20 protein-coding genes are annotated in these 24,955 nt (G+C 65.0%); 11 read left to right on the forward strand and 9 right to left on the reverse strand.

The genetic code is table 11. From position 1 onward, the window contains the following. Positions 1 to 335: 335 nt before the first annotated feature. Positions 336 to 1,163: a ferredoxin--NADP reductase gene (locus tag NDO48_RS21180; protein WP_026226742.1), complete on the reverse strand. Its 828-nt coding sequence runs from the start codon at positions 1,161 to 1,163 to the stop codon at positions 336 to 338. A gap of 204 nt (positions 1,164 to 1,367) precedes the next feature. Here NDO48_RS21180 and NDO48_RS21185 point away from each other — a divergent pair, with 204 nt between their 5' ends. Both NDO48_RS21185 and NDO48_RS21190 read left to right on the forward strand, forming a co-directional pair. Next, on the forward strand, positions 1,368 to 3,437 hold the full coding sequence (locus NDO48_RS21185; RefSeq protein ID WP_267322305.1) for a hydantoinase/oxoprolinase family protein: 2,070 nt from the start codon (positions 1,368 to 1,370) through the stop codon (positions 3,435 to 3,437). A 58-nt stretch (positions 3,438 to 3,495) separates the two neighbouring features. Beyond that, the gene (locus tag NDO48_RS21190) at positions 3,496 to 5,229 is read left to right on the forward strand and encodes a hydantoinase B/oxoprolinase family protein (protein ID WP_018425700.1); all 1,734 of its coding nucleotides are present in this window, start codon (positions 3,496 to 3,498) and stop codon (positions 5,227 to 5,229) included. A 54-nt stretch (positions 5,230 to 5,283) separates the two neighbouring features. Here the strand turns inward: NDO48_RS21190 and NDO48_RS21195 are convergent, their stop codons facing one another. The 6 genes from NDO48_RS21195 to NDO48_RS21220 form a co-directional block, all read right to left on the reverse strand. Then, positions 5,284 to 6,282 (reverse strand): ABC transporter ATP-binding protein, encoded by a 999-nt coding sequence (locus NDO48_RS21195; RefSeq protein ID WP_018425699.1) that lies wholly within the window; start codon positions 6,280 to 6,282, stop codon positions 5,284 to 5,286. Positions 6,283 to 6,298: 16 nt separating this feature from the next. Then, on the reverse strand, positions 6,299 to 7,363 hold the full coding sequence (locus NDO48_RS21200) for a Gfo/Idh/MocA family protein (RefSeq protein ID WP_018425698.1): 1,065 nt from the start codon (positions 7,361 to 7,363) through the stop codon (positions 6,299 to 6,301). Further along, positions 7,360 to 8,199, reverse strand: a complete 840-nt coding sequence (locus NDO48_RS21205; protein ID WP_018425697.1) for a carbohydrate ABC transporter permease — start codon at positions 8,197 to 8,199, stop codon at positions 7,360 to 7,362. The genes NDO48_RS21200 and NDO48_RS21205 overlap by 4 nt, the downstream gene beginning before the upstream one ends. Positions 8,200 to 8,206: 7 nt before the next feature. Beyond that, complete coding sequence (locus tag NDO48_RS21210) at positions 8,207 to 9,148, reverse strand: carbohydrate ABC transporter permease (RefSeq protein WP_018425696.1); 942 nt, start codon at positions 9,146 to 9,148, stop codon at positions 8,207 to 8,209. 207 nt (positions 9,149 to 9,355) lie between these two features. Continuing rightward, positions 9,356 to 10,615, reverse strand: a complete 1,260-nt coding sequence (locus NDO48_RS21215) for an ABC transporter substrate-binding protein (protein ID WP_026226740.1) — start codon at positions 10,613 to 10,615, stop codon at positions 9,356 to 9,358. Positions 10,616 to 10,646: 31 nt separating this feature from the next. Then, positions 10,647 to 11,561 carry an N-acetylmuramic acid 6-phosphate etherase gene (locus tag NDO48_RS21220; RefSeq protein WP_018425694.1) on the reverse strand — a complete coding sequence of 305 codons (915 nt, stop codon included), beginning with the start codon at positions 11,559 to 11,561 and terminating at the stop codon, positions 10,647 to 10,649. 197 nt (positions 11,562 to 11,758) lie between these two features. Between NDO48_RS21220 and NDO48_RS21225 the strand changes: the two genes are divergently transcribed. Genes NDO48_RS21225 through nagA form a run of 4 tightly spaced genes read left to right on the forward strand, consistent with a single transcriptional unit; the run spans position 11,759 to position 15,600 of the window. Continuing rightward, complete coding sequence (locus NDO48_RS21225) at positions 11,759 to 12,640, forward strand: N-acetylglucosamine kinase (RefSeq protein ID WP_018425693.1); 882 nt, start codon at positions 11,759 to 11,761, stop codon at positions 12,638 to 12,640. Beyond that, positions 12,633 to 13,421 (forward strand): GntR family transcriptional regulator, encoded by a 789-nt coding sequence (locus NDO48_RS21230; RefSeq protein WP_018425692.1) that lies wholly within the window; start codon positions 12,633 to 12,635, stop codon positions 13,419 to 13,421. The genes NDO48_RS21225 and NDO48_RS21230 overlap by 8 nt, the downstream gene beginning before the upstream one ends. 14 nt (positions 13,422 to 13,435) lie before the next feature. Next, positions 13,436 to 14,446 (forward strand): SIS domain-containing protein, encoded by a 1,011-nt coding sequence (locus NDO48_RS21235; RefSeq protein WP_018425691.1) that lies wholly within the window; start codon positions 13,436 to 13,438, stop codon positions 14,444 to 14,446. Then, positions 14,443 to 15,600, forward strand: a complete 1,158-nt coding sequence (nagA, locus tag NDO48_RS21240; protein ID WP_018425690.1) for an N-acetylglucosamine-6-phosphate deacetylase — start codon at positions 14,443 to 14,445, stop codon at positions 15,598 to 15,600. The genes NDO48_RS21235 and nagA overlap by 4 nt, the downstream gene beginning before the upstream one ends. A 91-nt stretch (positions 15,601 to 15,691) precedes the next feature. Here nagA and rpe read toward each other — a convergent pair whose 3' ends face one another. Next, the gene (rpe, locus tag NDO48_RS21245) at positions 15,692 to 16,366 is read right to left on the reverse strand and encodes a ribulose-phosphate 3-epimerase (RefSeq protein ID WP_018425689.1); all 675 of its coding nucleotides are present in this window, start codon (positions 16,364 to 16,366) and stop codon (positions 15,692 to 15,694) included. A gap of 137 nt (positions 16,367 to 16,503) precedes the next feature. Further along, the gene (locus tag NDO48_RS21250) at positions 16,504 to 18,939 is read right to left on the reverse strand and encodes an EB domain-containing protein (protein WP_157632652.1); all 2,436 of its coding nucleotides are present in this window, start codon (positions 18,937 to 18,939) and stop codon (positions 16,504 to 16,506) included. Between the two features lie 421 nt (positions 18,940 to 19,360). On the opposite strand from NDO48_RS21250, the gene NDO48_RS21255 reads away from it, so the two are divergent. The 5 genes from NDO48_RS21255 to NDO48_RS21275 all read left to right on the forward strand — a co-directional run bounded on the left by NDO48_RS21255 (position 19,361) and on the right by NDO48_RS21275 (position 24,955). After that, positions 19,361 to 20,386: an ABC transporter substrate-binding protein gene (locus NDO48_RS21255; RefSeq protein WP_026226739.1), complete on the forward strand. Its 1,026-nt coding sequence runs from the start codon at positions 19,361 to 19,363 to the stop codon at positions 20,384 to 20,386. Positions 20,387 to 20,461: 75 nt separating this feature from the next. After that, complete coding sequence (locus NDO48_RS21260) at positions 20,462 to 21,967, forward strand: sugar ABC transporter ATP-binding protein (RefSeq protein WP_018425686.1); 1,506 nt, start codon at positions 20,462 to 20,464, stop codon at positions 21,965 to 21,967. Beyond that, a complete protein-coding gene (locus tag NDO48_RS21265) occupies positions 21,964 to 22,953 on the forward strand; it encodes an ABC transporter permease (protein WP_157632651.1) in 990 nt (329 codons plus the stop codon). Before NDO48_RS21260 ends, NDO48_RS21265 begins: the two co-directional genes overlap by 4 nt. Then, positions 22,950 to 23,942: an ABC transporter permease gene (locus NDO48_RS21270; RefSeq protein WP_018425684.1), complete on the forward strand. Its 993-nt coding sequence runs from the start codon at positions 22,950 to 22,952 to the stop codon at positions 23,940 to 23,942. The genes NDO48_RS21265 and NDO48_RS21270 overlap by 4 nt, the downstream gene beginning before the upstream one ends. Further along, positions 23,939 to 24,955, forward strand: a complete 1,017-nt coding sequence (locus NDO48_RS21275) for a LacI family DNA-binding transcriptional regulator (RefSeq protein WP_267322306.1) — start codon at positions 23,939 to 23,941, stop codon at positions 24,953 to 24,955. The genes NDO48_RS21270 and NDO48_RS21275 overlap by 4 nt, the downstream gene beginning before the upstream one ends.

A 24,955-nucleotide genomic window follows, 5' to 3' on the forward strand; every position in this document is an offset into this window, starting at 1 on the left:
CCAAGATCCAGCGCCATGCCGGGATTGCGGGCAATGGCGTGCGTCTCGGCCGCGTTCGCAGCCAGGCGCGAAGGCAACTGCGTCACCGTGGCTGAAGACTGCATTTCGGCTTCGCGCGGCTTGCCGCTCATCTGACTGCCTTTCCTCCGTACGCCTTGTTTTCGGCGTAACATCTCAGGCGCCGCTTGGCGCGGCACAACAAAGAATAACCCGTGCAGCCGTGCTCCACGAGTCCTCGGGGCGGAAGATAGACGAAAAATCGAAGCGGCGCAGCGTTATTTTGACCGGATGGTCAAATCGCCGGACCGCCTTGCGATCCAGCGCGGAGAAAATCGTCAGCCGACGAAAGCACGCTCGACGACGAAGGTGCCGGGCTCGTTGAGCGAACCCTCGACGAAACCGAGGCTTTCGGCCAGTTCCTTGACGTCCTTGAGCATGTGCATCGAGCCGCAGATCATGATGCGGTCGGTCTCGGGATCGAACTTGTCGATACCGAGATCGCTGAAGAACTTGCCCGACGAGATCAGCGCAGTGATGCGACCCATGCGCTCGGACTCTTCACGCGTCGTCGAATTGTAGAGCGTGACGCGGCCATGGGTCAGCTCGCCGATCAGCGGATCGCTCTCGAGATTGGCGACCAGTTCCTGGCCATAGGCCAGTTCGGCGACGTCGCGGCAGGTGTGGGTCAGCACGACCTGTTCGAAACGCTCATAGGTGTCGGGGTCGCGCAGCAGGCTGGCAAAGGGCGCGATGCCGGTGCCGGTGGAGATCATGAACACGCGCTTGCCCGGGGTGAGCGCATCGAGCACCAGCGTGCCGGTGGCCTTCTGGCGGATCAGGATGGTGTCGCCCGGCTGGATCTTCTGCAGCTCCGAAGTCAGCGGACCGTCAGGCACCTTGATCGAGAAGAATTCGAGCTCGTCGTCCCAGGAGGGGCTCGCGACCGAATAGGCGCGGTAGACCGGCTTCTCGGCATTGGGCAGGCCGATCATGACGAATTCGCCCGAGCGGAAGCGCAGCGACTGCGGACGGGTCACGCGGAAGGCAAAGAGGCGGTCGGTATAATGCTTCACCGACACCACTGTCTCGGCGTATACATTTGCCGGAATAGGGAACTGCAGCGGCTTGGCCTCTGCCGTGTCCAGCGCAACTTGGCTATTCATATCAACCTCTCGCCAGCGGGCGGCAGTCATGCTCGTCGGCGCGGCGGTGATTTTCTTCCGGCGCGCTGCGGAAATACAGGCAAATTCAGGGGCCTTGTCGGGCCTATTAATTAGTATACAAATGATATGAACGTCAAGGTTTTGGCTTAAAACGCCTTTCCAAACTGGCACATGAACGTAGTCCGTTCGTTTCGGGTTTTGTCCATGGTCGAGAAAATTCCCGCGGGGGCGGGAGACGTCGTGGCGGGGATTGACGTCGGAGGGACGTTCACCGACCTGCTGCTTCTCGACGGCGCCAATGGCGGTTCGGTCCGCATCGCCAAGACACCCACCACGGTCGAAAACCAGGCGTATGGCGTGATGTCGGCGCTGGAGCAGACCGGCTTTCCGATCGCCGGCATCGACCTGATCGTCCACGGCACGACCACCACCACCAATGCCGTGCTGGAGCGCCGGCTTGCACGCACGGGCATGATCACCACGCGCGGCTTTCGCGACGTGATCGAACTCGGGCGCCGCACCCGGCCACAGGCCTATGGCATGACCGGCACCTTCGTGCCCGTCATCCCCCGCGACCTCAGGCTGGAGGTGAGCGAGCGGATCGAGGCCTCGGGCCAGGTGCGCACGCCACTCGACGAAGGCGAAGTAAGGGACGCTGTGCGCCGCTTGCTCGACGCCGACTGCGAGGCATTGGTCATCCATTTCCTGCATGCCTACGCCAACCCCGCGCATGAGCGCCGGGCGGCCGAGATCGCCGCGGAGACCTGGCCCAGCGGCCACATCACGACGGGTCATTCGCTGCTGTCGGAGGCGCGCGAATTCGAGCGCGGGGTAACCGCCTCGGTAAACGCCGCTGTGCAGCCGATCCTCAAGCGTTATGTCGGGCGGCTGGGGCAGGAGCTGGAGGCGCGCGGCTATGGCCGCGACTTCCTTGTCATGAACGGCAATGGCGGCATGATCTCGGCCCGCTTCGTGACGTGCGAAGCGGCCAAGACCGTGATGTCTGGCCCGGCCTCGGGCGTCATCGCCGCCGCCTATACAGGGCGCCGCGCCGGTTTCCAAAACCTCGTCACCTACGACATGGGCGGCACCTCGACAGACGTGGCGCTGATCCGCAATGCCGAGCCGGCGGTGTCGAACGAAATCGAGATCGAATATGCGATGCCGATCCACGTGCCGATGGTGGCGGTGCATACGGTGGGGGCCGGCGGCGGCTCTATCGCGCGTGTCGACGCTTCCGGGCTGATCCAGGTCGGGCCGGAAAGTGCCGGCGCCAATCCCGGTCCGATCTGTTATGGCCGCGGCGGCACAGAGCCGACGATCACCGACGCCAATCTGGTGCTCGGGCGACTCGACCCAAAGAAGCTGCTCGCCGTCGATACCCCTGCAACCGTCGAGGCGGTGCGCAAGATCTTCGAAGACAGGATCGGCAAGGCGACCGGGCTGGACGGCGTTGCCTCCGCAGGCGCGGTGCTGAGGCTCGGCAACATCAAGATGGCGGGCGCCATCCGCATGGTGTCGGTGTCGCGCGGCCACGACCCGCGCGACTTCACGCTGTTTGCCTTCGGCGGCGCCGGGCCGCTGCATGCCTCGGCGCTCGCCCGCGAACTCGGCCTGCCCAGGGTGCTGGTGCCGGCGCGCCCCGGCATCACCAACGCGCTGGGCTGCGTGGTGGCCGACATGCGCCACGACTTCGTCAACACCGTCAACCAGCCGGTAGCGGCACTCGACGAGGCGCACATGCGCGCTGTGCTCGCCCGGCACAGGGCCGAGGGCGAGGCGCTGATCGCCAAGGAAGCCATCCGCCCCCGGAGCATTCGCGTCAGCCATTCCACCGACATGCAGTTTGTGGGGCAGACGCATCTCATCAACGTGCCGCTGCCATCGGCTGACATCACCCGCGCCGTGTTGCAGGAGCTGTTTGAAAAGGCCTATTTCGCACGCTTCAAGGTCGAACTCCCGGAAATCCGCGCCAACCTGGTCAATCTCAACACCTCTGTCACCGGCGTCCGCCCCGACATCGACCTCAGCCGGTTGATCGACCCGGCAGGGCGGGCAGCGACGCTCGCAGCTGCGTTGCGCGAGGTCCGGTCGGTCTGGTTCGAAGGCACCTGGCACGACACGCCGGTCTACGAGCGCGAGAAACTGCCGCTGGATGCCGCGCTCGAAGGTCCTGCGATCATCGAGCAGATGGACGCGACAACGGTGCTGGAGCCCGGTGACCAAGCCCGGTCGGACCTGGATGGAAACATCATTGTCGAGGTGCGGCGATGAAACAGTTCGCCGGGCGCTTGGATGAGGGGTGTTGGAAAGAGTTCGGCGGAGCCACGCCATGACCCTCGACGCCATCACCCTTTCCGTCATCCAGGCTGCCCTGCAGCAGACCTGCGACGAGATGGACCTGACCTTCTCACGCGCTGCTTTCTCGCCCGTCATCGCCGAGGCCAACGACCGCTCGGACGGCATCTACTCGGCGATCGACGGCTCGCTGATCGCGCAGGGATCGCAAGGGCTTCCCGTCTTTGTCGGCGTCATGCAGCATTCGACCAAGACGATCATCGAGATGATATCGGACGGCCGCGTGCTGCCGCCCGAGCAAGGCGACATCTACATCGTCAACGATCCCTATCTGGGCGGCACGCATCTGATGGACGTGCGTTTTGCCATGCCGGTGTGGCGCGCGGGCAAGATCATCTGCTGGCTGTCCAACACCGGCCACTGGCCCGACATCGGCGGTTCGGTGCCGGGTGGATTTTCTGCCTCGGCCACAGCCGTCGAGCAGGAAGGGCTGCGGCTGCCGCCGGTCAAACTGTTCAAGAAAGGGGTGCTGGACCCCGAAATCTACGCCATCATCTGCTCGAACATCAGGGTTGCCGACCAGCGTATCGGCGACATCAGGGCCCAGGCGGCAGCGCTTCATGTCGGGCAGGAGCGGCTGCTCGCGATCCTCGACCGCTACGGCGATGAAACTGTGACTGCGGCCATCGCCGAATTGCGCCGGCGCGCGGCGGAGCAGATGCGCGCGCATATCGCTGCCCTGCCCGACGGCAGCTGGCAATCGAAGGCCTATGTCGATTCCGACGGCGTGGTTGACGAGCCGCTGACGATCGCCCTTTCGGTGGAGAAACAGGGTGACACGCTGGTCTTCGATTTCGCCGGCTCGTCGAAGCCTTGCGCCGGACCGATGAACAGCGTGCTGGCAACGACCCTGTCGGCGGTCTATCTCGCCATGCGCCACATTTTCCCCGACGTGCCGATCAGCGCCGGGGCCTTCGAACCCCTGATCGTCAGGCGGCCGGAGGGAACTTTTCTCGACGCGAAGTACCCGCGCCCGGTTTCCGGCTGCGCGGCGGAGGTGTCGCAGCGCATCGCCGAAGCGGTCTTTGCGGCGATGGTGCAGGCAGCACCCGACAAGGTGACGGCGGCCCCCGCAGGCTCCAGCGGCAATTTCGCGCTCGGCGGCAACGACCCGGCACGCGGCCGCGACTATGTCATGTACCAGATCTCGGGCGGCGGTTACGGTGGCAATTCAGGCCATGACGGGCTGTCCAACGGCTGCTCGACCATCGGTATCTCGAAATCGCCACCGGTGGAGATCATGGAGCAGGCCTATCCGGTGCTCTACCGCCAATACGCCCTGCGCGAGGGCTCGGGCGGCGCCGGCAGGCAGCGCGGCGGCTTCGGCCTGGCCTACGAGATCGAACTGTTGCGCGGCGAGGCACGCGCCTCCTTCGTCATGGACCACGGCCGCTACGGGCCCCAAGGCGCTTTGGGTGGTCAGAATGGCGCAGTGAACATGGTCACGGTGTTTCGCGACGGGCAGCAGCATGTGCCGCCGCATCTGTCGAAAGAACAGGACATTCCGCTGAAAGCCGGCGACCGCGTGCTGGTCGGCACGCCCGGCGGCGGCGGATACGGCAGCCCGCTGGAGCGCGATCCCGAACTGGTGCTGCGCGATGTCGGGCTTGGCTACTACACGCGCGAGCAGGCGGCGGAGATGTTTGGAGTGGTGCTTGGGAATGGCGGCGTGGATATGATTGCTACCTTGCGACTACGGGCGAGGTAGCCCCCTCTCCGGAGAAAGGCGACTACCGCCCGCGCCGCGTCGCAGCATCAATCCTCAGCCCGCCACTCGTCCATCCTCGCCAAAGCGATAGGTGCGTGCCGCGTCGGGCGTGGCGTAAAGCGTGGCGCCCGGGCCGGTCTGGTATTCGCCGAACAGGCGGATGGTGATGAGGCCGGCCTTCTCGGTTTCCAGGAAGACGTTGGTGTCGGCGCCGAGATGCTCGGCATGGACGACCGTGCCCTTCCAGGCGCCGTCGGTCTGGCTGACCGAGATGTGCTCGGGGCGGACGCCGACCGTCTTGACGGTCTCGCCGAGGCGGGCGCCGTCGATGAAATTCATCTTGGGCGAACCGATGAAGCCGGCGACGAAGAGATTGGCCGGCTTGTTGTAGAGCTCCATCGGCGCACCGACCTGCTCGACCCGGCCGGCGTTCAGCACCACGATCCGGTCGGCCAGCGTCATCGCCTCGACCTGGTCGTGGGTGACGTAGATCATCGTCGACTTCAGCCGGTTATGCAGCTGGGCGATCTCAAGGCGGGTGTTGACGCGAAGTGCGGCATCGAGGTTCGACAGCGGCTCGTCGAACAGGAACAGCTTGGGCTCGCGCACTACGGCGCGGCCGATGGCGACGCGCTGACGCTGACCACCTGACAGTTCGGCAGGACGGCGCTTGAGATAGGGCTCCAGCGACAGCATGGCTGAAGACGTGGCGATGCGCTTGTCGATCTCGGCCGCCGGCGTGCCGGCCTGCTTGAGGCCGAGGCCCATATTGTCGCGCACCGTCAGATGCGGGTAGAGCGCGTAGGTCTGGAACACCATGGCGATGCCACGATTGGCCGGCGGCACATTGTTGACGCGCTGACCGTCGATCAAGAGGTTGCCGGAGGTGGCATCCTCGAGGCCGGCGACGATGCGCAGCAGGGTGGACTTGCCGCAGCCCGACGGGCCGACGAAGACGACGAACTCACCGTCCTTGACGTCGAGGTCGATGCCCTTGAGCACGTCGACCGGACCAAAGGACTTCTTCACATTTTCGATCTTGAGAGATCCCACAGGAGGTTCCTTCCCGTTAAAGCTTGACTGGCTGGCCGGTGCGGACGCTTTCGTCCGCGGCAAGGCACACGCGCAGCGATTTGACGGCATCCGCCATGTGGCGGGTCAGGTCGATGTCTTCGCGGATGGCCTTCAGCACGAAGGCCTGCTCGCGGTCGCACAGCCCCTGGTGGCCGGGCTCGTCCTTCATCGACAGGTCCTCGTCGGCGTGGACGAAGTTGCCGTCGGCGCCGAGGGCGGCGCGGTGCACCCGGATCATGTTGGTCTTGGTGTGGGCGTCGACGTCGTCCGACTTGGTGGCGGCTTCGTTGACGACGATCGAGACGCTGCCCTTGGGCGAGATGACGTCCTTCACGAAGAAGGCCGTCTCCGACATCATCGGGCCCCAGCCGGCTTCGTACCAGCCGACCGAACCATCGGCGAACAGCACCTGCAGGTGGCCATAATTGTACATGTCGGGCGCGATCTCGTCGGTCATGCGCAGTCCCATGCCGCGCACCTCCACCGGGTCGGCGTCGGTGATCTGGCACATGACGTCGAGATAGTGCACGCCGCAGTCGACGATCGGCGAGGTCGTCTTCATCAGCTGCTTGTGGGTGTCCCACTTGTGGGCCGAGGACTGCTGGTTGAGGTTCATGCGGAACACGTAGGGACCGCCGAGCGCACGCGCTTCGCCGATCAGCCGCATCCACGAGGGGTGATGGCGCAGGATGTAGCCGATCACCAGCTTGCGGCCATTGGCCTTGGCGGCAGCGACGACACGTTCGGCATCGGCGACGGTCGTTGCCAGCGGCTTCTCGAGGAAGACATGGCAGCCCGCCTCCAGCGCCATGACGGCATAATCGGCATGGCTGTCGGAATAGGTGTTGATCGAGGCAACGTCTGGCTTCAGCTCGCGGATGGCGCCCTCGAAGGAGCGCTGGATGCCGTAGCCTTCCATGCCTGCAGGCAGCGCCACATCCGAGCGGTTGACGAGGGCCGCGATCTCGAAGCCCGGGTTGTTGTGGTAGGCGAGCGCGTGGCTGCGGCCCATATTGCCGAGGCCGGCGACGACGACGCGAAGAGGCTTTTCAGTGGTCACTTGACTGCTCCGGAAGTGATGCCGCGGATGAGCTGCCGCGAGAAGAAGAAATAGAGGATGAGGACCGGCAGGATCGCCAGCGACAGCGCTGCCAGAACCGCGTTCCAGTTGGTGACGAACTGGCCGATGAACACCTGGGCGCCGAGCGTCACGGTCTTGGTCGCCTCGGACGGCGCCAGGATCAGCGGGAACCACAGGTCGTTCCAGATCGGGATCATGGTGAAGACCGCGACGGTTGCCATTGCCGGGCGCACCAGCGGCAGCACGAGACGGAAGAAGATGCGGTACTCGCTAAGCCCGTCGATGCGGCCGGCGTTCTTCAGGTCGTCCGACACCTGTTTCATGAACTCGGACAGGATGAAGACGGCGAGCGGCAGGCCTTGCGCGGTGTAGACCAGGATCAGTGCCGTCAGCGTGTTGACCAGGCCGGACGCCACCATCAGCTGCAGGATGGCAACCGTGCCCAGGCGGATCGGGATCATGATGCCGAGGGCCAGATAGAGGCCCATCATGGTGTTGCCCTTGAAGCGGTATTCCGACAGTGCGAACGCCGCCATGGCGCCGAACAGCAGCACGAAGAACAGCGAGGCGACGGTGACGATCAGGCTGTTCTGGAAATAGAGGAAGAAATCGCCCTGGGCCATCACCGTCTTGTAGCCGATGAGGTCGAAGGTCTCGGCCGTCGGCGGGGCCAGCGGCGAGCGGAAGATGGCCGCGCGCGACTTGAACGAGTTGATGACGATGACGATCACCGGGAACAGCGCGATCGCGGTGTAGGTGAGAAGCACCGCATGTGCGCCGATGGTGCGCGGCAGGGAAGAGGCAGCCTTGCTCATGACACCCTCAGAACTGGTAGCGGCGCAGCCGCGTCTGGATGAGGAAGAGGTACAGGCACACGCCGGCGAGGATGATGAAGAACATCATCGAGGCGATGGTGGCGCCCATGTTCTTGTCGCCGATCTGCAGCTGGAAGCCGAAGAACGTGCGGTAGAGGAACGTGCCCAGGATATCGGTTGAGTAATTGGGCCCGGCAAGCGCGCCCTGCGCCGAATAGATCAGGTCGAAGGCGTTGAAGTTGCCGACGAAGGTGAGGATCGAGATGATGCCGATCGCGGGCAGGATCAGCGGCAGCTTGATCTTCCAGAACTGGGCCATACCGGTGATGCCGTCGCATTCGGCGGCCTCGATCACTTCTTCGGGGATCGACAGCATGGCGGCATAGATCAGCATCATCGGGATGCCGACGAACTGCCAGACCGAAATCAGGCTGAGCGCGGTAAGCGCATATTCTTCCTTGCCGAGCCACGGCACGAACAGGCTCTTGAGGCCGACGAGGTCGAGCACGTTTGGCGCGACGCCCCAGAGCGGGCTCAGGATCAGCTTCCAGGCGAAGCCGACGATGACGAAGGACAAAAGTGTCGGGATGAAGATCGCGGTACGGTAGAAGGCCGAGAACCGCAGCTTCGGGCTCGACAGCAGCGCCGCCAGCACGACACCGATGGGGTTCTGCACCAGCATGTGGATGATGAAGAACCAGGTGTTGTTGCCAAGCGCGTTCCAGAACGACGCCGACCAGCGCGGATCGCCGAACAGCGTGCGGAAATTGTCGAAGCCTGCGAACACCTGGGCATTGTCGATGTTGCGGAACAGCGACAATTGCAAGGTACCGAACAACGGCAGGATCATCACGGCGGTGTAGACCAGCAGAGCGGGCGCGAGGAAGACGGCGATGTGCCAACGCGTCGGTCTCTTGTCTTGGCTATGCTCTAGGCTTTGCTCCGACATCTCAAATTCCCTGGCCCGGCCCGACCGGGCCGTTGAAATTGTTTGCGAGGATGTGCCCCGGCGACGCTTCCGGCCCGTTTGGCCATGGAAGCAGTAGCGCATCTTCGGATGCGCTAATTCAAGTCCCAATTCGAATCCGCGGGTCCGAATTCGAAGAGGACGGGAGGGCGCCGGAGCGCCCTCCCAGCGAGCATCAAGCCCGCCGCATTACTTTGCCGGCTTGTACCAGCTGTCGAGGCCCTTCTGCAGCTCGGCAGCAGCGGCTTCCGGGGTCTCGGTGCCGTTGATGACGTTGGCCGACTTCACCCAGGTCTCGTTTTCGAGGTTCGGGGTGCCGCGCGACAGGATCTGGTAGGTCGAGCGGATGGTGGGCTTGCACTTCTCGCGCCAGGAGACGAATTCCTGTGCCAGCGGGTCTTCCATCTTCACGGCGGCCGAGTTCAGGCTGAAGAAGCCCGGCAGGGCGTTGGCGTAGATGGTCGCGAACTCGGGCGAAGCGATCCAGGACAGCAGCTTCTTGGCGGCTTCCGGATTCTTGCTCTTGGGGTTCAGGCCGACACCGATGTCGTTGTGGTCCGAGATGTAGCAGGTGTCGCCAGCCTTGCGGACCGGCGGCGGGAAGGCACCCATCTTGAACTGGGCCTGCGTGTTGAAGGTCGCGATCTCCCACGAGCCGGCCGGATAGATGGCGGCGCGGCCGAGCGTGAAGAGGTTCTGGCTGTCAGGATAGGTCTGGGCTTCGAAGCCGTCGCCGAGGTAAGGCTTCCACTTGGCCAGCGTCGCCAGCGGCTCGACCCAGTCCTTGTCGGTCAGCTTCTGCTCGCCCTTGATCAGAGCCAGGCGGCCTTCTTCACCCTTCCAGTAGTTCGGGCCGATGTTCTGGTAGCCCATGGTCGCGGCTTCCCAGAGGTCCTTCGTGCCCATGGCCATCGGGATATAGGTGCCGTCGGCCTTGATCTTGTCGAGAGCCGCGAAGAATTCTTCCTCGGTCGCCGGGACGGCGATGCCGAGCTTCTCGAAGGCGTCCTTGTTGTAGATGAAGCCGTGGATGACGGAGGCCATCGGCACGCAGAAGCTGGCCTTGCCATCGTCGGTCTGCCAGGCGGACTTCGCGACCGGCGAGAAGTTCTCCATGCCCGGCAGGCTGCTCAGGTCAGCGAGGTGACCCTTGTTGTAGAGTTCGAGCGAGGCGTCGAACGGACGGCAGGTGATCAGGTCACCAGCCGAGCCGGCGTCGAGCTTGGCATTGAGAGCAGCATTGTATTCGGTCGGAGCCGACGGCGCGAAGGTCACTTTGATGCCCGGATTGGCCTTCTCGAACACCGGGATCAGCTTCTCCTGCCAGATGGCAAGGTCGTCGTTGCGCCAGCTCTCGATGGTGAGCGCGGCATCCTGGGCGAGCGCAACCCCGGCAGAGCCGAGGATGCTGGACGCCATCAGCAGTCCAGTAAGCAGACGATGTTTCATTTCAGTTCTCCCTGTTAACCTTCCAAGGCTTCTACTGATGAGAGCCTCTGCTCCCCTCGAGCTTCGAAAGCGCGGATCTGAGCTTCAGCTCCGCCCCCTCCAGAAGTTGGCTTGCCTCCTCCAGGCTTGCGGCCCCCGCCGCCAGCAGGACCGCAATCTTGACCGAGCCACCACTCTTTTCGAGCAGCGCCTGCGCCTCGGATTCGCTGGAACCAGATATCGCCGAAACGATGCGGGCAGCGCGTTCATGCAGCTTGATGTTGTCGGCGTGCAGATTGACCATGTAGCCGTCATGGACATGGCCGAGGCGGATGGCCGCCAGCGTCGACATCATGTTGAGCGCGATCTTCTGAGCCGTGCCGGCACCCATGCGGGTCGAGCCGGCAACGACTTCCGGCGGCGTGGCAAGCAGCACCGACGTCTCGGCGATGTCGAACATCGGCGCGCCGGCATTGTTGGCAAAGGCAATGGTGGATGCGCCACGGCGCTTGGCTTCCTCGAGCGCGCCGATTGCATAGGGCGTCGAGCCACTGGCCGAAAGCGCGATGAGGCAGTCGCCGGCCGCAAGGCCGGTTGCGGCGACATCGCGGACAGCCTGTCCAGCATCGTCCTCGGGACCGCCGGCAAGATTGATCAGTGCCTCGCGGCCACCGGCAAGAAGGATGAAGACGCGTTCGCGCGGAATTCCAAAGGTACCGGGCAGTTCGAGTGCATCGGCAAGCGCCATCAGCCCGGAGCTGCCGGCAGCGGCGTAGACGAGGCGGCCTCCGGCTGCGAGACTGACTGCAATCTTGTCGGCGGCCTCGGCGATTTCGGGAATGGCTGCATGGACAGCGCCAGCAGCTTCGATCTGGGCATCGGCAAGCAGGCGCAGAATGGATTCAGGTGCCCGGGCGTCGATCCCCCCGGCATCTTTGTGCACCGCTTCTGTACGCCTTGGCGCCATTCTGTCTCTCCCTTTCATCGACAATACCAAAAAAATACCACTTGTCCAGCGGCGTTAACAAATTCCTTTGCTGCAGCGCGAGGCAACTCGAAAAATCTCTAAAATTCAACGCAATGAGCCGACGATGCCGCCTGCGGGAATTTAATGCTTGGCTATTGGTATTTTATTGGTATTATCAATCCCGAGGAGAAAACACCGTGGATCTTGTGCTCGGGATAGATGGTGGCGGCACCGGTTGCCGGGCGGCCGTGGCCACCCCTGCCGGCGACGTCTTGGGTCGCGGGCGCGGCGGCCCTGCGAACATCCGCACCGACCTTTCGGGTTCGCGCGAAAACATCGTCGAGGCGGCCCGCCTGGCCTTCGCCGACGCCGGTCTTGATCCGACCTTGTTCAATTCCGCCGATGCCGTGCTCGGCCTCGCCGGCGCCAATGTCGGCGACTACAAGCAGCGGCTTGAAGCCATTCTGCCCTTCCGCAACAGTGACGTTGAGAACGACTCGCTGATCTCGCTCGAAGGCGCGCTCGGCGACCACGACGGCGCCATTGCCGCACTCGGCACCGGCACGGTCTATCTCGGTCGCAGGGGAGACAAGTTCACGCCAGTCGGCGGCTGGGGCTTCCAGATCGGCGACCTCGGCAGCGGCGCACGCATCGGCCGCGACCTGCTGCAGGAGACGCTACTCGCATTTGACGGAATCCGCGAGGGCTCGCCACTGACCGAGATCGTGCTCGACCGCTTCGGCCGCAATCCCGGCGAGATGGTCGAATTCACGACAGATGCCAAGCCGGTCGACTATGGCAGCTTCGCGCCGATGGTCTTTGAGCACGCGGCCAAGGGCGACGTCGTGGCGAAACGCATCGCCGATCGCGCCGTCGCCGACGTCGAGGAGACGCTCGCCGTCTTCAACCTCGCCTCCAGCGAACGGCTGTGCCTGCTGGGCGGCCTATCGGTGCTTTATGCGCCGCTGCTTTCCGAGCGCTACCGCGCTATCATGCATCCGCCGCTGCAGGACGCACTCGGCGGCGCGGTGCAGATGGCGGTGAAGAAATTCGCCAAGGCGGGAGGCAGCCATGGATGACGCCGCCGAACGCATTTTCGCCGCTCTGCGCGACGTCAGCCAGTCCGGCGCGCCGCTCTATCTCCAGCTCAAGAAGAACATCGAGGAGGCGGTCAAGCGTGGCCTGATCGGTCCCGGCGACGCCTTGCCCTCAGAACGCGATATCGCCGCCCAGGCCGACATTTCGCGCGTCACGGTACGCAAGGCGGTACAAGATCTGGTCAAGTCGGGCGTGCTGGTGCAGCGCCATGGCTCCGGCACATTCGTTGCCCCGCGCATGGAGCGCGTCGAGCAGTCGCTTTCGCGCCTCACTTCGTTCACAGAAGACATGGCGCGGCGCGGCATGGCGGCACGCTCGCAATGGCTCGAGCGCGGCATCTACACCGCCTCGCCCGACGAGATGATGGTGCTCGGCCTCTCCGCCAGCGAACTTGTGTCGCGGCTCAGCCGCCTGCGCATCGCCGACGAAACACCGCTTGCCATCGAGCGCGCAACTATTTCGGCTTCGGTGCTGCCCGACCCTCACGAAGTGACATCTTCGCTCTATATGGCTCTTGGCAAGACCGGCCACCGCCCGGTCCGGGCCGTGCAGCGTATCTCCGCCGTCAATCTCGGAGAGCCCGAGGCCCAGCTGCTGGCGGTGCCCGTCGGCTCGGCCTGCCTGCAGATCGAGCGCATTTCATATCTCGCCACCGGCAAGGTGATCGAGTTCACCAAGTCGATCTATCGCGGCGACGCCTACGACTTCGTCGCCGAACTGAGATTGCCCGGCCCCGAAGGGCAAGAAGGAGAAAGTACTTGAACGCGACTACCCATATGCGGCGCGAAATCGCCGAAATCCCCGAAGCGACCGCCCGCCTGCTGGAAGGCTCGGCCAAGGAACTGGCAGAAACCGGCCTGCACTTGAAGCGTGCCCAGCCCCGTTTCGTCACGACGGTCGCCCGCGGCTCCTCCGACCACGCCGCCTCCTTCCTCAAATATGCCATCGAGCTCAACGCCGGCCTGCCGGTGGCCTCCATCGGCCCATCGATCTCATCGATCTATGGCGCCAGGCTGAAGCTCGCAGATTCCGCCTGCCTCGCCATCTCGCAGTCGGGCAAGAGCCCTGACATCGTTGCCATGGCGGAGGGCGCCCGCGCTGGCGGCGCACTGACGATCGCGCTGACCAACACCGCCGGCTCGCCGCTGGCCGAGGCGTCCGAACACGCCATCGATATCCGCGCCGGCGTCGAAAAGAGCGTCGCCGCAACCAAGACCTTCGTCAATTCGGCGGTCGCCGGCCTTGCCGTGCTCGCTCACTGGACCGGCGACGACAAGCTTCTGGCCGCGCTTTCGGCCCTGCCGGAGCATTTCGCCAAGGCTGTCGACTGCGACTGGATGGGCATCGCCGGCGAACTGACGGAAGGCAACTCGCTGTTCATCCTCGGCCGCGGTCCGTCCTTCGCGATCGCCAACGAGGCGGCGTTGAAGTTCAAGGAAACCTGTGCCATGCACGCCGAGTCCTACAGCGCGGCCGAGGTCATGCACGGCCCGCTGGCGCTGGTGCGCCCCGGCTTCCCGGTGCTGGCGCTGGCCGCTCGCGATGCGTCCGAGCCGTCGATCGCCCAGGCCGCCGACGGCCTCGCCGACCGCGGTGCCGCGATCCACATCACCTCGTCGCTGGCCAAGAAGGCCAAGGTGCTGGAGCACGTCGCCACCGGCCACCCGCTCACCGATCCGCTGATGCTGATCGCCTCATTCTACGGCTTCGTCGAGGCCTTTGCCCGCCATCGCGGCCTCAACCCCGACAGCCCGCCGAACCTCAGGAAAGTGACCGAAACCATATGAGCGAACGTCTTGCCATTGCTGCCGGGCGCATCTTCGACGGTGACGCCTGGCACGAGGATGCGGCGCTGCTGGTCGCCGACGGGCTGGTCGAGGGCATCGTAGCGCGCAGCGATGTTCCGGCTGGCGTGAAGGTCACCGAGGCGGGCGCCATGCTCGTCCCCGGCTTCATCGACCTGCAGGTGAATGGCGGCGGCGGGCTGATGCTCAACGACAAGCCCGACGTCGACACGCTGGAAATCGTCTGCAAGGCGCAGATGGCCTTCGGCACGACGGCGGTGCTGCCGACGCTGATCACCGACACCCCCGAGATCACGCGCTCGACCATTGCCGCCGGCATCGAAGCCGCCAGGCGCAAGGTGCCCGGTTTCCTCGGCCTGCATCTCGAGGGGCCGCATCTGTCGCTCGCCCGCAAGGGCGCACACGATCCCAAGCTGATCCGCCCGATGGACACCGACGACGAGGCCATGCTGGTCGCTGCGCGTCCGTCGATGCCGGTGCTCTTGACCACCATCGCGCCGGAATCGGTCAAGGCCGAGCAGGTCAAGACGCTGGCGGATGCTGGCATCGTCGTCAGCCTCGGCCACACCGACACCAGCTATCGCACGGCAACGGAGTATGCCGAGGCCGGCGCCACCATGGCGACACACCTGTTCAACGCCATGAGTCAAATAGGCAACCGCGAGCCCGGCCTCGTCGGGGCGGCCGTCGAAACCGGAACCATGTGGGCCGGCCTGATCGCCGACGGCATCCATGTCGACCCAGCGGCGATGCAGATCGCGCTCAAGGCCAAGAACGGCCCGGCGCGCATCTTCCTCGTCAGCGACGCCATGGCGACCATCGGCACCGACCTCAAGTCGTTCCAGCTCAACGGCCGTACCATCAAGCGCGAAAACGGCCGCCTGACGCTGGAAGACGGCACGCTCGCCGGTGCCGACCTCGACATGATCTCGGCCGTTCGCTTCATGCACGAAAAGATGGGCTTCAGCCTCGACGAAACCATCCGCATGGCCTCGCTCTATCCGGCTGAAGCCGTCAAGCAGGAGCACCGCCTCGGGCGGCTGGCCAAGGGGTTCGCGGCGAATGCCGTGCAGCTCACCGGCGCACTCGACGTGTCCGGCACCTGGATCGACGGTCGGAAGGTGTTTTCGGCCTAGTCCGAGCGGGATAGGTCTACACCGGGTGGGAAAGCCCCTCACTGTCACGGCTTGCGTGACGATGAGGGGGCGTCCCCCCAAGCTCTGCGTGTCAGACCGCAGCTTTGTCGGCCGCAGCCCGGATCGCCTCGATGTTCGCGGCATAAGCCGACGGCCCGCCCTTGAACACGGCATTGCCGGCAACAAGCACGTTCGCGCCGGCGGCGGTGACCAAGGGCGCGGTCTCGGGCGTGACGCCGCCATCGATCTCGATGTCGATCGGGCGGCTGCCGATCATCGCCTTGACGCGCCTGACCTTGTCGATGACAGCAGGAATGAACGCCTGGCCGCCGAAGCCGGGGTTGACGGTCATCAGCAGCACCAGGTCAAGACGGTCGAGCACGTATTCGATGACCGATTCCGGCGTCGACGGGTTGAGCGATACGCCGGCCTTCTTGCCGAGATTGCGGATGGTCTGCAGCGAGCGGTCGAGATGCGGACCGGCCTCGGCATGCACGGTGATGATATCGCAACCGGCATCGGCGAAGGCCGCCAGATACGGATCCGCAGGGGTGATCATCAGGTGGCAGTCGAACACCTTGTCGGTGCGGCCGCGGATCGCCTTGATGACGGGCGGGCCGAAGGTGATGTTGGGGACGAAATGGCCATCCATGACGTCGAGATGGATCCAGTCGGCGCCGGCGGCGACGATGGCCTCGACCTCGTCACCGAGCTTGGAGAAATCGGACGACAGCACCGAGGGCGCAATCAGGGTTTTGTTGCTCACGTTCAGGCCTTTCCGGAAGGGCGCTATATCAGCGACTGCCTAATATCAGCCGCAGCCCTTGTCGAGCCGAGAATCCCGGCACATCGCCGCAGCGGAGAACCTTGTAACGCCTGCCAGATCGATTTGCGCTGCTCGGGCTACGGATTGTTAGTGCCCGGCCCGCTCGCGCCGCCGCGGCCACCCCCTTGGCGTCCGGGGGAGTCAGGCCGGTCGCTGTCGTTGGAGGGTGTATGCAGCGTACGGGGTACGGGCCGGCAGTTGGGGAACTGCCCCACCATGCCGCTCGGACAGCCCTCGACGATCATGCATTGTCCGTTGACGAAGATCTCGCCGGCGATGCAGCCGCCATTGGTGCTGTCGGGCACGCAGCGGCCATTGGTCGACGTCGTGCCGGCCGGACAGCTGCGCGGCGGCTTGCGACACGCGCCGCTGACCGCCTGGGTGCCACGCGGGCAGGCGCAGCGGCCATCGGCGTTGCGGACCTGGCCCGAGACCCTGCATGCGGGCTGCTTGGCCGGCGCGCACTTGCCGTCCACGAGCGACGTTCCCTTCCGACAGATGCAGCGGCCCTCCTTGCGGATCTGGCCCGGCAGCAGCTTGCACTGGCCGCCACCGTCCTTCGGAATCTCGATGGTGAAACGGTGGCAAGCAAAGGGCCCGCCTCCGCCGGGACCGCCAGGGGCCGCAGCGCCTCCGGCGAGGCCGGCAACCGTCGTATCGGGCGGCACGGCAGCAAAGCAGTTCTGGGCGGAGATGGGCGACACCGCCCCGCCCAACGCAGCGGCGGCGATGACGACCGTCATCTTGTGCGTACTGCTACCACCGCCGCCAAGCCCACCTCCACCGGTGCAGGACAGCGGCAGCCTGGCATCCAGCGGCTTGCAATCCAGCGGCGGATCAATGGAAGTGATGGACACATCCTTCAATCGACCGATGCCGTCGGCGGCGATGGCGTCGCCGAAACGGACAGGGCCTTCGAGCGGAGCCGAGGCGGGATTGGTTATCTTGATCACGAAGCTGCAGGGCTTGCCGATCTGGCAGATGGCATCGCCGGTCAGTTCGACCTGCAGGGCGGCCGAAGGCTTGCCGACCGCCTCGGCAAGCGCGCCGGCAATCGGAGCGGTTGCCACGGCGACCCCGGTTGCGGCCGTCGGGGCCTGCGCGCTCGCGGGCCCCTCGCAGGGATGCCAGACCGCGACGTCGCCGACCTTTGCCGAAGTGGCGCCCAGGCGAACGAAGCGGGAGTTGGCAGAGGCCCCGCCTTTGGCCGGCTCCATCAACACGACACCAGCTCCACCTGAGGCCGTCTCCTCACCTGTTGCCGCAATGGAGCCGAAACAGGAAGCGCGGTCGAAACGTCCCTGCGGGTCATAGCCATATTGCAGGGCAACGCCGCCCGCCGCCGGGCCGGCAGCGCTTGCCACCGGAACAGGGACCCAAGCACCGCTACCATCGCGGCTGTAGCGCAGCACCTCCGCCTTGCCGGCCGCAGCATTGCCGGCCTTGCCACGCTGGGCGAGATACATGTCGCCCTTGTCGTCGAAGGCAATGTCGGTGACCGGCAGGTCGCTGTCCGCCTTGACGACGAACTCGCGGCGTGCGTCTTCAGCGAGCTTGCCGCCGTCGCCGATGCCGACCGACCAGATCTCCGCCTTGTCACCGACTGCATAGAAGAGCCGCCCGCCATTCAAGGCGACGCCCCAGACGCGGCGCTCGGCTTGCGTGTAGGCCCAAGTCGCCGGGTCGTCGCTGTCGAATGCCGGAGAAGAAATCTCCATCCGCTTGCCGTCATCCTTGACCGGGGTCAGCCCGGCTTTTGGACGGGCGACAGCACCATGGTCGAAGCTCTCGACCAGGGCACCGGACATGTCGATGCGATGGATCTGGCCGGTGTCGAGATCGGAAGCGAAGAATTGCCGATGCGCCGGGTCGAAGGCGATGTTGCCGATCGCAGGCCCGCTATTGGTGCCGATGTCGGCGAATTTCGAAACCGCGCCGGTCAACCCGTCGATGCGCCAGATGGTGCCGGGCCCGCCGCCACCCTCTTCGCCGAACTGGCCGGACATGAAGGCAGCGCCGGGCGCACCGCGCTGCTGCGGTTGAGGTTGGCCCTTGGCGTCCCTGCCGACAATGCGGACACCGTAGAGCGAGGTCGCCGCCACGTAGAGATCGGGCATGCCGGAAGGATTTCCATCGCGCAGGCCATCGTCGAAGGCGAGCCCGAACACCTGGCCCACCTGGCCGGCAACGACCTCGAACGGCTTGCCGCCATCGGCCACCTGGTCGCCCCCTGGACCACCGAGCGAAGACAAATCGAAAACGCGCAGGCTTGCGCCGCTGGGATCGATGAACTTGCTCGCCGCGTGCTCGGCTGAAGCCCCTGCACCTGAAAAGCCAGTAACGGCGGTAGCGCCGGGGTGAAAAATCTGTCTGTCCTGGGCCGAAACCGGCGCGACGCTGCCAAGGACGGCGAACAGGGCCAGTGTCGCCGGGAAAACGGCAAAGCCACGGCGCAACAGGGCCACGGCGCCGGCCAGATGCGCGAGCATGGCTCCGTCACGACACCGCAACATGGCACCTCTCCCGAAACCCATGGCTAGAAAGCCCGCGACGCCGACTGCCGCCAGGAGCCAAGAAGCGAAACTCTCCTACCTTGGCAGTCTTGCGATTGCCCCTTGCGGCGACGATATGTCGGCGCTCCCACCGGGTCAACGCGACCACGCCCGCACCGGGCTGGTGCGCCTCGCATCGGCGTTGCCGGGCGCCCTGCTCCGCACCTTGGTCTGTTCCCATGTCCTGCATTCCGTTGCCGACGCCGCATGCGTCCCGTCCTGTGTGTCTTGGAGCCATAAAAAGGTTCACGACGCGCAGGCATTTTCCGACCTCATTTTGATGTGCTTGGCGAGGCCTCAAACCCTTGCAAAATGGCGATTGAAATCGATTACATAATCTGCCTATCATGTCTGGCAGCAGTTTTTGCATCGGGAGGAATACATGAGGAAATTTGCAACGTTGGCGTTGACCACGGTGGCAGCGCTCGCCGTTTCGGCGTTTTCGACCCAGGCCGAGACCTTCAAGATCGGCCTCAGCAATGGCTGGGTCGGCTCCGAATGGCGCACCCAGATGATCGAGCAGGCCCAGGCCGCCGCGGCCGCCTGGAAGGAAAAAGGCGTCGACGTCGAAGTCGTGGTGCAGAGCGCCAATGTCGACGTGCCCGGCCAGATCGCGCATGTCCGCAACTTCATCTCCGAGGGCGTCAACGCCATCATCATCAACCCCAACAGCCCGACGGCGTTCGACCCGGTCTTCGCCCAGGCCAAGGAAGCCGGCATCCTCGTCATCGCCACCGACGCCGAAGTGTCGTCGCCCGACGCCACCTATGTCGGCATCGACCAGAAGGCATGGGGTGCCGCAGGCGCCAAGTGGCTGGCCGAGACGCTCGGCGGCAAGGGCAACGTGGTTGCGATCAACGGCGTCGCCGGCCACCCGGCCAACGAGATGCGCGTCGCCGGCTACAAGGAAGTGTTCGGCCAGTATCCTGACATCAAGATCGTCAACGAAGTGAACGCCAACTGGGATCAGGCGCAGGGCCAGCAGGCCATGCAGAACCTGCTTGCCACCAACCCGGACATCAACGGCGTCTGGGTGCAGGACGGCATGGCAGCGGGCGCCTGGAAGTCGATCATCGACGCCAAGAAGCAGTCGTCGATCGCCGCAACCGGTGAAATCCGCAAGGACTTCATCGACATCTGGGTCAAGGACAAGCTGAACTCGGGCGCTTCGGTGAACCCTCCCGGCGTCATGGCCTCGGCACTCAACGTCGCCGTGCTGATGCTGCAGAAGAAGGAACTGAAGGAGCCGGCAACGGCGGGCCAGTACAAGAACGCCATGTACCTGCCGATCCCCTTCATCGACAACAAGAATGTCGAGCAGGTCGCCAAGGACCTCGAAGGCAAGCCGGGCTACTTCTCCTACACCAGCCAGCTTTCGATCGAAGACGCCGAGAAGCTCTTCAAGTAAGCTTCCTCCCAAGCCGGGGGCGCCAGCACAAGCTGCGGCGCCCCCGGACCGACGTATCCTAGGGAAGCCACCACCATGTCCAAAATCGAGCTCCGCGGCGTAAGCAAGGCTTACGGCGCCACCTTGGCCTTGCGCCGCGGCGACCTGTCGATCGATGCCGGCGAAGTGCATGTGCTCATCGGCTCCAACGGGTCGGGCAAAAGCACGCTGTGCAAGATCCTGGCCGGCAGCGTCCGCCCCGACGGCGGCGAGATCCTGATCGACGGCAAGCCGGTGAGCATCACCGGCCCACGCTCGGCGCGCGACCATGGCATCGGTATCTTCTACCAGGAGCTCAGCCTCGCCGGGCACCGCACGGTGGCCGAAAACATCTGCCTGCCCGACCTTCCGGCCACCCGCGCCGGCTTCGTCGACCGCGCAGCCTTGGACAAGCGCGCAGCCCATTACATCGCCCTGTTCGATACGGTCGCCGGCGAAGGCTTCGCCGCGGAGACGACGGTCGAGAACCTGCGTGCCGACCAGCGCCAGCTGGTCGAGATCATGAAGGCGCTGGCGACCGAAGCGCCCGTCATCATTTTCGACGAGCCGACCTCGGCGCTCGACCGGGCCCAGGTCGACCGCTTCTTCGACATCCTGCGCGACCTGAAGGCCCAGGGCCGCAGCATCGTCTTCATCTCGCACCGCATGGACGAAATCTTCGCCATCGGCGACCGCGTCACGGTCATCCGCGACGGTGAGACCGTCGGCACCGAAAAGATATCCGAGACCAATCCATCGGCGGTGATCCGCATGATGGTCGGCGGCCAGGACGAACTCGCCGCCGGCAATTCAGCGCCGCCCGCGTTGGCGACCATCGCCCGCGTGCCAGCACTGACGATCAAGGGACTGTCGGGCAAGGGCTTTGCCAATGTCGGCTTCGAGGTCGCCAAGGGCGAAATCCTCGGCTTCGGCGGCCTACATGGCCAGGGTCAATCGTCGGTGCTGCGCGCCATCTTCGGCGTCAATCCGATTGCGGCTGGCGAAATCGTGCTCGACGGCAAGCCCTTTGCCGCGGGCAGCCCACGCGAGGCGATCCGGCGCGGCTGCGCCTATGTCTCGGGCGACCGTGGTCGCGACGGCGTCATCTCGGGACGGCCGATCCTCGAGAACGTCACGCCGATCCACTACCTCCGCCAGAAACTGAAGCTCGCGCGCCCGTCGGTGCTGGCCGAGCGGGTGAAGCCGGCGCTTGAGGCGCTGCACACCAAGTTCGGCGGGCTGTCGCACCCGATCAATTCGCTGTCAGGCGGCAACCAGCAGAAGATCGTCATCGCACGCTGGCTGATCGACCGGCCCGAGGTGTTGTTGCTCGACGATCCGACCAAGGGTATCGACCTGTCGGCCAAGGCCGATCTGTTTGCGCTGATCCGCAAGCTCGCCGCCGAGGGCATGGGTATCGTGCTCTACTCGTCGGAGGACGCCGAACTGCTCAACAATGCCGACCGTATCCTCGTCTTCAACGGCGGCTCGGTACGGCGCGAACTCACCGGCGCGGACCGAACGCGCTACAATCTCTACCAGGCAGCATACGAGGCCGCGTGATGTCGACCGCGACCCTTCCTTCCCCCCGACCGGGCACGCTGAAGCGCCTTGTCGAGCGTTATCCGTTTCTGCCAGCACTTGTCATCGCGTTCGTGCTTCTGGCGCTCAACGGCCTCTACCAGCCACGCAGCGTGAGCTTCACCGGCATCACCGGCCTGACCAAGACCTATCTGGCGCTGATGATGCTGGCCATCGCCCAGACCTATGTCGTCTATGCGGGCGACATCGACCTCTCGGCCGGCGCCATCGTCTCGTTGGTCAACGTCGTCATCGTGGTGATGATGGAAAAGATGGGGGGCACCGGCTTCTCGGTCGCCGCGGCCCTCGTCGTCGGGCTGCTGACGGGGCTTGCATGCGGCATCGTCAACGGCATCGTGGTGGCGGCGCTCAGGCTGCAGGCCATCGTCGCCACCTTCGCCACCAGTATCTTCTTCACAGGGCTCGCGCTCTACGTCATGCCGGTGGCCGGAACGCCGGCGCCCGCCACGTTCTGGCGCACCTATGGCGGCCGCTTCTTCGACATCCCCTTCGTCTACTTCGCCGTCGTGTTGCTGGCCATCGTACTCTATGTGCTCGCCCGCACCCGCCTCGCCACCCAGCTTCTCGCCGTCGGCGACGATGCGCAGGCTGCGTTCCAGAGTGGCCTGCCGGTGACGAAAATCCGCATACAGGGTTACGCACTGTGCGGCCTGTTCGCAGCCCTCGCCGCCTTCTGCATCACCGGCGACACCGCCAGCGGCGACCCGCTCGTCGGCGGCAAGATGACCCTGTTCTCGGTGGCAGCCGTGGTGCTCGGCGGCAGCGCGCTGTCGGGCGGCTTCGGTACCGTCGTCGGCTCGATCATCGGCGCACTCATCATCGGCCTCATCAACTCGCTCGTCTTCTTCGTCGGCACGCCATCGGAATGGCAGAACCTGGTCCAGGGCCTCGCCATCCTGGTGGCGCTGATGGCGGGCGTCCTCGTCGGACGGAGGGCACGCGCATGACTGCCACCACGCAGACTGCCGCAGCCCCCGCCCCCTCGCCGGTGCTCGCCTTCCTCAAGCGGCCGCTGGTCGTGGCGCTGATCCTGATCGCCACCCTTTTGATCCTCGGCGAAATCCTGTCGCCCGGCTTCGCCTCGGCCCAGCAGATCCTGCGCCTGCTGATCGTTGCTGCCCTGCTTGGCATCGTCGCCGCCGGCCAGAACCTGGTCATCCTTGGCGGCCGCGAAGGCATCGACCTGTCGGTCGGCGGCGTCATCTCGCTCTCGGCCATCATCGCCGGCAACGTCATGAACGGCGCAGACAGCGCCATCCTGCCGGCGGTGCTGGCCTGCATGGCGGCCGGCGCCTTCATCGGCCTGATCAACGGAATGGGTGTCACGCTGCTGCGAATCCCGCCGCTGGTGATGACCTTGGGCATGCTCGGCGTTCTGCAGGGCCTTCTGGTCGTGGTCCGCAACGGCATCCCGTCGGGCTTCGCCGCACCCGGCCTGTCGCGTTTCGTCACGCAACCGTTCCTGCTCGGCCTGCCCGGCATCATCTGGCTGTGGGTGGCGATCGGGCTCTTGATGGCCTTCATGCTCACCCGCACCGTCTACGGCCACCGTATCTATGCCATCGGTTCCAACGAGCAGGCCGCCTACATGGCCGGCGTGCCGGTCAAGGCGATGCGCATTTCGCTGTTTATGCTGTCGGGCGTGTTCGCCGCCATCACCGGCATCTGCCTTCTCGGCTATTCCGGCTCGTCCTTTGCCAATGTCGGCGAGCAATACATGCTGGCCTCCATCATCGCCGTCGTCTTCGGCGGCACGCCGCTGTCGGGCGGCAAGGGCGGCTACACCGGCACCATGGCGGGCGCGCTCTTGCTGGTCATCCTGCAAGGCATTCTGACCACAGTTCATATCGACGAATCCGGCCGGCAGATGGTGTTCGGCGCCACGCTTCTGCTTTTGATGCTGTTCTACGGACGCGGAAGGGCGATGCGCGGATGAACGACCGTCCCAAGATCAAGGACATCGCCGAGCGGCTCGGCGTTTCGGCCGCCACCGTGTCGCGCGCGCTGTCCGACAGCGGGCTCGTCGCCGAGCCGACGCTCAGCCGCATTCGCGAAGTGGCGCGCGAGATGAACTACCGGCCCAATGTCAGCGCCCGCAACCTGCGCACCCAGCGCGCCATGGCGGTGCTGATGGTGGTCCGCGACGTCGGCAACCCATTCTATCTCGAGATTCTCAAGGGTGTCGAAGCCACCGCCCGCGCCGCCGGCTACTCGGTGCTGATGGGCAATACCGAAAACGACTCCGACCGCGAGGTCGAGTATTTCGACATGCTGCGCGACGGCCATGCCGACGGCATGATCCTGATGACCGGCAAGCTGCCCGAGCGTGAGGGCTTCCTCGCCTCGGTCGCAGGCGGTGCGCCCATCGTGGTGGCGCTTGAGGAAATCCGCGACGCCGGCTTCCCGCATGTCATGATCGACAACGAGGCCGCCGCCCGCAACGCCATCGATCACCTGATCGGCCTCGGCCATGTCAGGATCGCCCATGTCTCCGGCCCGGTGCCCGAAATCATGAGCATCGAGCGCCGCGAGGGCTACCGCAAGGCGATGGCCACTGCCGGCCTGCCCATTCCCGATGGCTACGAGCAGCGCGGCGACTACCTGCTGCACACCGGCCAGCATCTGTGCCGTGCCCTGTTCGAGCTGCCGGAGCCGCCGACGGCGATCTTCGTCGCCAACGACGAAATGGCCTTCGGCGTCATCCATGAGCTGCGCCGCCTCGGCGTCGACGTGCCCGGCGAAGTGTCCGTCGTCGGCTTCGACGACCTGTTCCTAAGCGAAGCCTTCTATCCGCCGCTGACCACCGTCAGCCAGCCGCGTACCGACATCGGCCGCGCCGCCATGACCATGCTGCTCGACCTGATGGCGGGCGGGCTTTCGCCGCGGAAGCCGGTGATGCTGCCGACCACGCTCAAGGTCCGTGGCACCACGGCGGCGGCACCGAAATAA

Source organism: Aminobacter sp. MET-1 (assembly GCF_026521175.1).
Lineage (GTDB): Bacteria > Pseudomonadota > Alphaproteobacteria > Rhizobiales > Rhizobiaceae > Aminobacter.